This window comes from Mycobacterium sp. (assembly GCF_039583785.1).
Classification (GTDB): Bacteria; Actinomycetota; Actinomycetes; order Mycobacteriales; family Mycobacteriaceae; genus Mycobacterium.
The window spans coordinates 106,124-117,307 of sequence record NZ_JAVKSG010000003.1; the positions used below are offsets into that span (position 1 = coordinate 106,124).

The following is an 11,184-nucleotide window of genomic DNA, read 5'->3' on the forward strand; positions in this document are numbered from 1 at the left end:
TGCTGACGGCGGGCAGATGCGAAACTCGTCCGGATAATTTCCGCGATTCCCGCACCTATTGGTCACCAGTCTAATATCATCGGCAAGTCGATGCGGCGGCTCACTAGGGCGTGGTGAGCTGCCGCATCACTTTTTACCGGCCGACGCGCTGTTCAGAACCGGCCGCCGCCACCCATGAAGCCGCCGTCGGAAGAGCCGGAACCGCCGAACGACGTCGGGCCCCAACCGCCGCCGAAGCCGCCGCGCATCGCGTCGCCGAGCATGTCGCCGATGATGATGCCGCCCATCATCGCACCGGTGTGGTCGCCGCTGCCGTAGCGCGAGGTGTACGCCATCTGCGCGGACTGCACATCCGATTCCGCCAGCGACTGCGCCTCCGCGGCCAGCGCCGCGGCCTTGTTGGCACGCGTGATCGCCCCGCTCAGGTCGGTCGCCTTCTGGTCCTGCGCGGCGTCGACCTGGCGACTCGCCTCGGCCAGTCGGGTCCGCGCCTCGGGTCCGACGCTGCCGCGGCGGTTGTCGATGTACTCCGACACGGCGTGCACCCGCGACTGCGCGGTGAACAACGTCTGTTCCAGTGTCCGGCGCAGGCGTTCGGCGGCCGCCTGCTCCTCGGCGACCGCGGCCAGGAGTCGATTCAGATCGGCGTCGGCTTTGGTCAGCACGGTGAACGAGGTGAGCGGATCGGCGGAACCGCTCGAGTGCGCTGCGTCGAGCGCGCGGCTCGCCGCAGCGCGGGCGCCGGCCAGATCGCGCAGGTGCGGCGCGTTGGCCTTTTGGGCGCTGCGCAGCGCGGTGTCGGCCCGCTCGATCCCGGATTGGATGTCGGCGATCAACGACGGCAGTGTCGCGACGGCGTGCCGGATGTCGCCGGCGGCGCTGTCTACCGCATCTAGTAACGAGCGGGCCTGTCCCAGTGCGGATTCCGCTGCACGCACGGCGTCGACCAGAGTGCTTTGCTCGCCACTGACCGGCTTGGCCGCCGTCGCCCGTGCCTGGCCGAGGTTCTGCTCGGCGAAGGCCAGCCGGTCCTTGGCGGTGGTGACGTTGGTGGTCACCGAGGCCAGCGCGGAGCAGTCGAACTCGTTGTGCAGCTCGGTCAGTCGCTGTTCGGCCGGTTCGATGCGGGCGGTCAGCTCGACCACCTGCTGGGTCAGGGTGTCCAGCCGCGCCGGGGCGTTGACCACCAGGTCGCGCATCTTCTCGAAATCCTCCCGTTGCGACTCCAGCTCGCGGTCGGCCCGCGCCGCGCCGACGATTACCTCGGTCAGCAGCTGACGACGCTGTGCACGAGTTTCGGGGATCGCGTCGTCGAGTTGTTGACGCACCGTAAATGCTTGGGCCAGAGCTGCTTTGGCGGTGTCGACCGCATGGGTGAAGGGCTGGGTGCGCTGCTCGCCGAACTCCTCGATCGTCAACGCGAGCTCGTTGGCGCTGGTGCGCACGGCGTTGTCGACGTCGACGACCTTGCATCGCGACAGGTCGTCCAGGGCGCCCAGCGACAGCGACGCCAACGCATCGGGGTCGGTGGCGTCGACCCGCCGGGCCGCGGCCAGTTCGGCGGCCCGCCGTCGACGACGCCGCCAACGGGTGAACACGTACAGCGCCAGCACCGCGCACAGGATGACGCCCAAGCCGATCAGCAAGGGCGCCGAGCTCGCCGACTGCGGGCCCCGAGCCAGGCCGTTGGCCGCCGCGACCGCTGCGCCGCCCCAGTCGCCGCGGCGCAGCGCCGGCTCGATCTGGTTGCGCCGCAGGTCGTCGACCTGGCTGGCGTCGATCGTCTTGACCCGGCGCGGAACCAGGAACGCATAGGAGTGGTCGACGGTCGCCACCGCCAGCACTGCGCCGAAGTCACCGAGATCGCTGGCAGTCCGGGTGCTGTCAGCCCAGTTGACGGCCGACTGTCCGGAGAAATCGTCGACGAACACCACCCACAACTGAATGTGGCGCTCAGAGTAGAGCCTGCCGGTGGCCGACTTGATCGCCGAGCGGTCGGCGGCACTGAGAACGCCGGCGTTGTCGGTGAGGTAGCTGGGCAGCCGGAATGGGGGCTGCGCGGTGGCCGACGGCGTGACCGTGAGGGCGGTGATCAGCATCGCCATGAACACGGCGACCGAGCGGCGCAGGGTGCTCATGGGAGTCAATCTATCCCCGCAACGAAGCGGGTCGGGGGAGCTATCGGCCCGACTGGCAGACTGTGGGTCGATGAGCCAGCTTGACCCCTACGACGATTTCGACCGCCAGCGGGTTGTGCCCGAGGCGCCGAAGACCGCGGGCTTGCCGGGCACCGAAGGGCAGACCCGCACCGATTTCGCCCGCGACCGCGCCAGGGTGCTGCACAGCGCCGCGCTGCGTCGGCTCGCGGACAAGACTCAGGTCGTCGGCCCGCGGGAAGGGGACACGCCGCGCACACGACTGACCCACTCGCTGGAGGTCGCCCAGATAGGTCGGGGCATGGCGACCGGACTTGGCTGCGATCCCGACCTCGTCGACATGGCCGGGCTGGCCCACGACATCGGGCACCCGCCGTACGGACACAACGGCGAGCAGGCCCTCGACGAATTCGCTGCCGCTTACGGCGGCTTCGAGGGAAACGCGCAGAACTTCCGAATACTGACCAGCATAGAGCCCAAAGTCATTGATGGACAAGGCGCTAGCGCCGGTCTCAACTTGACGAGGGCGGCGCTCGACGCGGTCACCAAATATCCGTGGCTGCGCGACCCGCATCGGCGCAAGTTCGGCTTCTACGACATCGACCGCAACAAAGCCGAGTGGATGCGCGACCGCGCCCCCGCTGATCGGCCCTGTCTGGAGGCCCAGGTGATGGACTGGGCCGACGACGTGGCCTATTCGGTACACGACGTCGAGGACGGCGTCGTCTCCAGACGGATCGACCTGCGGGTGCTCGGCGACGATCACCAAGCGGCCGCCCTGGCCAAACTCGGCGAGCGTGACTTCGCCGGAGTCCGGGCCGACGACTTGATCGCGGCAGCGGATCGGCTGACCGGGCTTCCTGCGGTCGCCGCGGTCGGCAAGTACGACGCCACGCTGTCGGCCGCGGTGTCGCTCAAGCAGATGACCAGCGAGCTGGTCGGCCGATTCGCGTCGGCGGCGATCGCGGCCACCCGTGCCGACGCCGGCCCCGGACCGCTGGCCCGCTACCGGGCCGAGCTGTCCGTGCCGGAGGTGGTGCGCGCCGAGGTTGCCCTGCTCAAAACGCTGGCGCTGCAGTTCATCATGTCCGACCCGCGACACCAGGAAATCCAAGCGCGGCAACGGGAATGCATTCATCGGGTGGCCCACGCGCTGCTGACCGGAGCGCCCCGCACCCTCGATCCGATCTACCTGCCGGCCTTCAACGCCGCGGCCGACGACGGCGCGCGGATCCGTGTGATCGTCGACCAGATCGTCTCCTACACCGAGGGGCGCCTGGAACGCATCGCCTCGACTCAGACGTGAGTCACCGGACGGCTGATAACCAGCCGGTGGCCACCGACGCATTCGCCCGCGGCGTCATCGGCCCCGGCTAACCGTCATCGCGTCCTGAGGGTCGGCTCTACACTGGGCCGATGGCCGGCCGCATCTCTGATCGCGATATCGCCGTCATCCGCGAACGGGTCCGCATCGAGGACGTCGTCGGCGACTACGTCCAACTGCGCAGGGCCGGCGCGGATTCGATGAAGGGGATCTGCCCGTTCCACGACGAGAAGTCGCCGTCGTTCCACGTGCGGCCCAACCACGGTCACTTCCACTGCTTCGGCTGCGGCGAGGGCGGCGACGTGTACGCCTTCGTGCAGAAGATCGAGCACGTCAGCTTCGTCGAGGCCGTCGAGGTGTTGGCCGACCGGATCGGGCACACCCTCACCTACACCGGGGCGGCGGCCACCAACGTACAGCGCGACCGCGGGAGTCGCAGCCGGCTGATCGCCGCCAACGCCGAGGCGCAGTCGTTCTACGCGGCGGCGCTCGAGTCGCCGGAGGCGCAGCCGGCCCGCAAGTATTTGACCGAGCGAAATTTCGACGGCGACGCGGCCCGCCGCTACGGCTGCGGCTTCGCCCCCTCGGGTTGGGACACGCTGACAAAACATCTGCTGCGCAAGGGTTTTGAATTCAAGGAGCTGGAGGCCGCCGGCCTGTCGCGGGAGGGTCGCCGCGGACCGATGGACCGGTTTCACCGCCGGCTGCTGTGGCCGATCCGATCATCGGCCGGCGAGGTGATCGGGTTCGGCGCACGACGGCTATTCGACGACGACCCGATGGAAGCCAAATACGTCAACACGCCAGAAACGTTGCTGTACAAGAAGTCGTCGGTGTTGTTCGGTATCGACCTGGCTAAGCGCGACATCGCCAAGGGGCATCAGGCCGTCGTCGTCGAGGGCTACACCGACGTGATGGCGATGCACCTGGCCGGGGTGAACACCGCGGTGGCATCCTGCGGCACCGCCTTCGGCGACGAGCACATGTCGATGCTGCGCCGACTCATGATGGACGACAACTTCTTTCTCGGCGAGCTCATCTACGTGTTCGACGGCGACGAAGCGGGCCGGGCGGCCGCGCTCAAGGCGTTCTCCGGTGAGCAGCAACTGGCCGGCCAGTCGTTCGTGGCTGTTGCGGCCGACGGGATGGATCCGTGTGATCTACGGCTGGCGTCCGGTGACGGCGCGCTGCGCGATCTGGTAGCACGACGAACTCCGCTGTTCGAGTTCGCAATTCGCACCACGCTCAATGACATCGACCTGGACAACGCGGAGGGCCGGGTGTCCGCGCTGCGGCGCTGCGTGCCGATCGTCGCGCAGATCAAGGACCCGACGCTGCGCGACGAGTACGCGCGACAGCTGGCGGGCTGGGTCGGCTGGGCCGATGTCGCGCAGGTCATCAGCCGAGTCCGCGAGGAGGCGAAAAGGCCGACGGCGCAAGGGCGCAACAAAACCCGTCGCCCTGTCGGCAGGCAGGCCGACGCCGGCGTGCAACCGGCTGTTTCGCGGCCCAACCCGAAAGATCCCACGCTGTGGCCGCAACGTGAGGCGCTCAAATCCGCGCTGCAGTACCCCGCGCTGGCCGGGCCGGTATTCGACCAACTCACCGTCGAGAGTTTCACCCACCCCGGGTACGCCGCGGTGTGCACCGCCATCGAAGCGGCCGGTGGCACCGCGACCGGCGTCGGCGGTGCCGAATGGCTGGACGCGGTGCGCCAGCAGGCGCTGTCACCCGCCGCTGCCGGGCTGGTCAACGAGCTGGGCGTCGAGGCCATCCGGAACGAGGACGACGAGAAGCTGCCGCGCTACATCGCCGGCGTACTGGCTCGCCTCCAAGAGGTCTGGATCGGCCGGCAGATCGCCGATGTCAAGTCCAAGCTGCAGCGGATGTCACCGGTGGAGCAGGGCGATGAGTACCACGCGTTGTTCGGCGACCTGGTCGCGATGGAGGCCTACCGGCGCAGCCTGCTCGAGCAGGCCAGCGGTGACGGCCTCAGCGCCTAGCTGGGTCGTTCGCGCTCGACCACGCTGGTTGCGTCGTCGATCTCGGTGAGCGTCACCATCCGCCCGTCCGGCGAGACCTGATTCGCCACCTTGCGCCGGCCCGCGTCGATCATCGACTTGACGGCGGGGCTGCTCGTCAGTGCGCGGTAGGTGCCGACGATCTGCTCGTAACGACGGCGACCGGCCTTTGTGCCCAACACATAGCCCAGTCCCAGCACGACGACGTAGCGGATCAAAACGGTCCTTTCCAAGGTGCGGCGCGGATGCATCCATCCTGCCCCATCCGGACGAGCACGCACCCACCGGCGGGCGAATGGTCTGGTTGGGCGTGCGCGCGCCGGTACGCTACAGTCATCAAGCGTTCCGCGCCATGGTGTCCGCGGATACCGAGCAGTCCCCTGTAGCTCAATTGGCAGAGCATTCGGCTGTTAACCGGAGGGTTGGTGGTTCGAGTCCACCCGGGGGAGCAGGTTTTTCAGCGTCCGCCGAGGCCAGGAAACGGCGATGAATTGCCGGTCTTTGCGCTCGATTTCGTCAAGTATTCCGGGCAGTAGTTGCTAGACGCCAGCGCCGCGAATTTCATCGCACCTGCGGTGCTCAAGCCGGGATTGAGCATGCTCAATTTGTTGACGACGTCCTGTTCAGACGTCCCGGAGTTCATCATGTCGCAGGCCAGTCTCCCAGCCGCGACGGCGTCCGACCCGTTACGGAAAGTCATGCCCGCTTTGTTGAGCGAGGCGATGAAGTTCGCGTCGGCAGCCGGGTCCGGCGGAAGCGGGCCGTCGGCCGGATCGGCCAGCGCGGGAATGGCCACGCCCACTGCCACAGCGATGCCGACAATACCGAGAAGAAGTCGCATCATTCCATCATGGTCCAGATCACCGCGATTGTCCTGTTGACCCTGGACAGGGATCTGGCCGATCCTATTCGGGGATGCTCAGCCGAAATGAGGCCCCGATGGAGTCCGTGACGCCAACCGGTGAGAGCTCGATCACCTGGGCCGACGGCGCGTTACTGGTCATCGACCAGCGCCTGTTGCCGCACGATCTGCGCTGGCTGCGGATCACCACCGTGGACGAGGTCATCGACGCCATCAAAACGCTGGCCATCCGTGGCGCCCCGGCCCTGGGAGTGGCCGGCGCATTCGGGGTGGCACTGGCGGCGTACGCGCACGTCGGCGATCGCGACCAGGCGGTCTCGGAGGCGCGGCGGATCGCGTCGGCCCGGCCCACCGCGGTGAACCTGGCCTGGGGGGTGCGACGAGCGCTGGCCGGGCTGCCGAGCGGTCCGGACGCGGTGCTGGACGAGGCCCGGCGGATGCTGGCCGAGGACGCCGAGGCCAACCGGCACTGTTCGACCCACGCGGCCGACCTGGTGACGCGGTTGTGTCCCGATCGGCCGTTGCGCATTCTCACGCACTGCAACACCGGTCGGCTGGCCACCACCGCCGTCGGCACCGCGCTGGGTGCGGTGCTGGTGCTGCATGGCCGCGGCAGGATCGCCGAGGTGCTGGTCGACGAAACCCGGCCCCTGCTGCAGGGCGCCCGGCTGACGGCCTGGGAGCTGGCCGAGGCCGGTGTCCCGCACCGGCTGACCATCGACTCCGCGGCCGCGTGGGCGATGGCCACCGGACAGGTCGACTGCGTCCTGGTCGGCGCCGACCGCATAACTGCCGACGGCTCGGTGGCGAACAAGATCGGCACCTACGCGCTGGCGGTCGCCGCGCACCGGCACGGCATTCCCTTCATCGTCGTCGCGCCCGAGTCGACCCGCGATCTGGCGACCGCGACGGGCCGCGAGATCGTCGTCGAGCAGCGGGCCGCGGACGAGATCACCCATGTCGGCGGTGTGGCCACCGCCCCGAACCGGACCGACGCGTACAACCCTGCCTTCGATGTCACCCCGCCTGAGCTGATCACCGCGGTCGTCACCGAGAACGGCGTGATCGGCGAGGCGAATACCGCGGTGGGGCAACCGATCGCCGACATGGCCCGCGGACTGTATGCGCGCGGCTGGATGCCGGGCACCGCAGGCAACATCTCGGTGCGAACCGGGCCGACGGCGGTGATCACCGGCAGCGGGCTGTCCAAGGGTGAACTGACCGCCGACGACATGGTGACGGTGCACGTTGCCGACTCCAACCCGGTAGCGGGCAGCCGCCGCCCGTCGGCCGAGGCCGTCATCCACACCGCGATCTACCGGGCCACCGACGCCAATGCGGTGGTCCACGTTCACGCACCGCATGCGACCGCCCAGACCGTGGACGCGTCGACGGCTTTGACGTACCGCGGCTACGAGCTGATCAAGGGCCTCGGCACGGCGGAGGCCGTTACCATCCCGGTCTTCGCGAATCACTCCGACGTGGCACGCATCGCCGACGACATCGAGCGACACCTGACCGAGCACCCCGACAGCCCGCCGGTGCTGTTCATCGCGGGCCACGGGATCACCGGGTGGGGTCGCGATCTCGAGCAGGCCCGCGACCGAATCGAACGTCTGGAAGCCATCTGTGAACTGGTGACGCTGACCGGACACCGCGAGATAGGGATCGAATGACACTGCTACAGGTGATGGCCGACAACGACGCCGAACAGGTGCGGCTGCGCACTGCCGACGCAAGCCGGATTCGTGACGAACTTGCGACGCGGGGAATCGCTTTCGAGCGCAGCCCGGTCGCATCCGGCCTCGACGTTCGGGAACCCGCCGAACGGATCCTGGCCTACTACGCCGATCAGGTGGCCGCGATCAACGCCGACGGCCGCTACCGGCACATCGATGTGGCCGCTGTGCAACCCAACCACAACGACCCGGACTGGCGCGCCAACGCGGCCACCGCGCGCTCGAAATTTCTCGCCGAGCACCGCCACGCCGAAGACGAAGTGCGCTTCTTCGTGTCGGGGCGAGCCTGCTTCTATCTGCATCTCGAGCCCGAAGTCTTTGCAGTGGTGTGCGAAAGCGGTGACCTGCTGACGGTGCCGGCGGGCACCCGGCATTGGTTCGACATGGGTGCGGACCCCGACTTCGCCGCGATCCGGTTTTTCGAGCGCGAGGACGGCTGGATCGGGGACTTCACCGGCGACACCATCGGACAACGCTTTCCGACGCTCGACCGACTCGCCGCGACGTGATCACCGCGATCGTCGTCGACATCGAGGGCACCACCAGTCCGACCGACTCGGTCCGCGAGAAGCTCTACGACTACACCCGCCGGCACCTCGAGCAGTGGTTGACCGACAACCAGGGTGGCGCCGCCGACCCGGTGATCGCTGAAACCCGCGAACTGTCCGGCCGCTCAGCTGCCGGTCCCGTGGGTGTGGCGGAAATCCTCTGCGGCTGGCTGGATTCCGACGTCAAGGCCGCGCCGTTGAAAGCCGCGCAAGGCCTGGTGTGCGCCGAGGGTTTTCGCGGCGGGGACCTGGTCGGGGAATTCTTCGACGACGTACCGGGGGCGCTGAGATCCTGGCATGACGACGGCATCCAGCTGCACGTCTACTCGTCGGGTTCGGTTCGCAACCAACAGGATTGGTTCGCCTACGCCCACGGCGGGGAGCTGTCGTCGTTGATCACCGGCTGGTTCGATCTCGCCAACGCCGGCGCCAAACGGGAAAGCTCGTCCTACGACGCCATCGCCACGGCAGTCGGCACGGCGCCCGACCAGATCCTGTTTCTGTCCGACCACCCCGATGAGCTCGACGCCGCGTCCGCCGCCGGATGGTCGGTGCTCGGGGTCGTCCGGCCCGGCGAACCGAATTCGCCGCGTCCGCCGCATCGTTGGGTCAGCTCTTTCGCCGACGTCACCCCGTGACGAGGTGCGTCGTGAGCGCACGGCGATTTCACCAGGTGCCGGCCAGCACCTGCGCAGGCAAACGTGTGCCAGACACGCGCCGGGACGGGGAGTCGATGATTGTCACGCAGCGGATTCAGAGAGCAACAGTCGGGCGCAGCCTAGATCGAGAAGTCCTCGCCGTGCCACACGCCGGCTTCCGGCAGGCGGATGACGCCCTCGGTCTGCGGCGTATGGGCCTGATCCTCGAGCCTGGCGACCCGGGTGAGCAACGACTGCAGGCTGACCCCCACCAGGTCGGGCATCAGCGAGTCGTCGCCGGTACCCGGCTTGGCGCTGCTGATGGCCTGTCCGGGCACACCGACAACCACTGAGCTGGACGGAACCTCTTTGACCACAACGGCGTTCGCGCCGATCCGGCTGTCGTCCCCGATCTTGATCGCGCCGAGGATTTTGGCTCCGGCGCCGATGGTCACGCGGTCGCCGATGGTGGGATGCCGTTTTCCGGTGTCCTTGCCGCTGCCGCCGAGGGTGACGCCGTGGTAGATCGTGACGTCGTCGCCGACTTCGGCAGTTTCACCGATCACCACACCGGTGGCGTGGTCGATGAACAGGCCGGTGCCCAGCGTGGCCCCCGGATGGATATCGACCCCGGTGAGGATCCGGTTGACTTCACCGAGCGTGCGGGCCGCGACCTTGGCCCCGCGTCGCCACAGCCAGTGGCTGACCCGGTGGCCCCAAATTGCGTGCACACCCGGGTACGCGAAGACGACCTGCAGCGTGCTCGGGACGGCGGGGTCGCGCTCCTTGGCCGCCCGTATGTCGTCCCGGAATGCGTCGAGCATTGTCAATCCGCCAGATCGGCGAACAGCGCAGTGCTCAAATACCGTTCGCCGTTGGACGGCAGGATGACGACGACGAGCTTGCCCTTGTTTTCCGGCCTGCGGGCGACTTCCAACGCTGCGACCACCGCGGCGCCTGACGAGATCCCGACCAACAGGCCCTCTTCGGATGCCAGGCGGCGAGCCAGGTCGAAAGCCTCCTCGTTGCCCACCTGGATGACCTCGTCGACAAGGTCTTCGTCGTAGACCGGCGGGACGAAGCCGGCGCCGATGCCCTGGATCGGGTGCGGCCCCTTTTGCCCGCCGGACAGCACCGGCGAGGCGGACGGCTCGACGGCGATGAACTTGGCTTGGGGCTTGCGTTCCTTGATCGCTTGGGCGACACCGGTAATCGTGCCGCCCGAGCCGACGCCAGACACGAAGACGTCGACCTTGCCCTCGGTTTGGCTCCACACCTCTTCGGCGGTGGTGGCCCGGTGGGTCGCCGGGTTGGCCGGATTCTCGAACTGCTGCGGCATGAAATACCGCTGGTCGCTTTTGGCCAGCTCCTCAGCCTTGGCGATAGCGCCCTGCATGCCCTCTTTGCCCGGCGTCAGAACGATCTCGGCGCCGTACGCGCGCAACAGAACTCGTCGCTCGTTGCTCATGGTGTCGGGCATGGTCAGCACAAGCTTGTAACCGCGTGCCGCCGCGACCATCGCCAGCGCGATGCCGGTGTTGCCGCTCGTCGGTTCGAGGATGATGGTGTCAGGTTTGATCAGCCCTGCTTGTTCGGCCGTGTCGAGCATCGCGACCCCGATGCGGTCTTTCACGCTGCCCCCGGGGTTGAGGTACTCCAACTTGGCCACCACATCGGCCACGGCGCCTTCGGTGACTCGGCGCAGCCGGACCATCGGCGTGTGTCCGACCAGTTGTGTGACGTCTTCGGCAATGCTCATTTAGATTCGCTCCCACGGTCGCGGATCAAAGGTCGTCGCCCTCCCAGCTTATGTCGAACTCTGTGGCTGTCCTGGTGGGAATGGCCAGCGCGACGGGGGTCAAGCGCTGGGCCGCGGGATCTGCGGTCAACACGCGT

General features: G+C 67.8%; 10 protein-coding genes and 1 tRNA gene. 6 read left to right on the top strand and 5 right to left on the bottom strand.

From position 1 onward, the window contains the following. Positions 1–152: 152 nt before the first annotated feature. On the bottom strand, positions 153–2,138 hold the full coding sequence (locus ABDV69_RS03305) for a TPM domain-containing protein (RefSeq protein ID WP_343571908.1): 1,986 nt from the start codon (positions 2,136–2,138) through the stop codon (positions 153–155). Between the two features lie 70 nt (positions 2,139–2,208). Here ABDV69_RS03305 and ABDV69_RS03310 point away from each other — a divergent pair, with 70 nt between their 5' ends. Continuing rightward, positions 2,209–3,462: a deoxyguanosinetriphosphate triphosphohydrolase gene (locus ABDV69_RS03310; protein WP_343571909.1), complete on the top strand. Its 1,254-nt coding sequence runs from the start codon at positions 2,209–2,211 to the stop codon at positions 3,460–3,462. Positions 3,463–3,572: 110 nt separating this feature from the next. Continuing rightward, positions 3,573–5,483 (top strand): DNA primase, encoded by a 1,911-nt coding sequence (gene dnaG, locus ABDV69_RS03315; RefSeq protein ID WP_343571910.1) that lies wholly within the window; start codon positions 3,573–3,575, stop codon positions 5,481–5,483. Here the strand turns inward: dnaG and ABDV69_RS03320 are convergent. Continuing rightward, a complete protein-coding gene (locus ABDV69_RS03320) occupies positions 5,480–5,719 on the bottom strand; it encodes a hypothetical protein (protein WP_343571943.1) in 240 nt (79 codons plus the stop codon). The genes dnaG and ABDV69_RS03320 overlap by 4 nt on opposite strands. Positions 5,720–5,877: 158 nt before the next feature. Here ABDV69_RS03320 and ABDV69_RS03325 point away from each other — a divergent pair. After that, positions 5,878–5,950: transfer RNA gene (locus ABDV69_RS03325), tRNA-Asn, on the top strand. A gap of 8 nt (positions 5,951–5,958) precedes the next feature. Here the strand turns inward: ABDV69_RS03325 and ABDV69_RS03330 are convergent. Beyond that, on the bottom strand, positions 5,959–6,345 hold the full coding sequence (locus tag ABDV69_RS03330; protein WP_343571911.1) for a DUF732 domain-containing protein: 387 nt from the start codon (positions 6,343–6,345) through the stop codon (positions 5,959–5,961). Between the two features lie 95 nt (positions 6,346–6,440). Between ABDV69_RS03330 and mtnA the strand changes: the two genes are divergently transcribed. The 3 genes from mtnA to mtnC are packed head-to-tail and all read left to right on the top strand — an operon-like array spanning position 6,441 to position 9,288. Then, a complete protein-coding gene (mtnA, locus tag ABDV69_RS03335; protein WP_343571912.1) occupies positions 6,441–8,039 on the top strand; it encodes an S-methyl-5-thioribose-1-phosphate isomerase in 1,599 nt (532 codons plus the stop codon). Continuing rightward, on the top strand, positions 8,036–8,611 hold the full coding sequence (locus ABDV69_RS03340) for a cupin (protein ID WP_343571913.1): 576 nt from the start codon (positions 8,036–8,038) through the stop codon (positions 8,609–8,611). The genes mtnA and ABDV69_RS03340 overlap by 4 nt, the downstream gene beginning before the upstream one ends. Then, a complete protein-coding gene (mtnC, locus tag ABDV69_RS03345) occupies positions 8,608–9,288 on the top strand; it encodes an acireductone synthase (protein ID WP_343571914.1) in 681 nt (226 codons plus the stop codon). Before ABDV69_RS03340 ends, mtnC begins: the two co-directional genes overlap by 4 nt. 140 nt (positions 9,289–9,428) lie before the next feature. On the opposite strand, the gene cysE is transcribed toward mtnC, so the two are convergent. After that, complete coding sequence (gene cysE, locus ABDV69_RS03350) at positions 9,429–10,112, bottom strand: serine O-acetyltransferase (RefSeq protein ID WP_343571915.1); 684 nt, start codon at positions 10,110–10,112, stop codon at positions 9,429–9,431. A 2-nt stretch (positions 10,113–10,114) separates the two neighbouring features. Then, positions 10,115–11,047 (bottom strand): cysteine synthase A, encoded by a 933-nt coding sequence (gene cysK / locus ABDV69_RS03355; protein WP_343571916.1) that lies wholly within the window; start codon positions 11,045–11,047, stop codon positions 10,115–10,117. Positions 11,048–11,184: the final 137 nt, after the last annotated feature.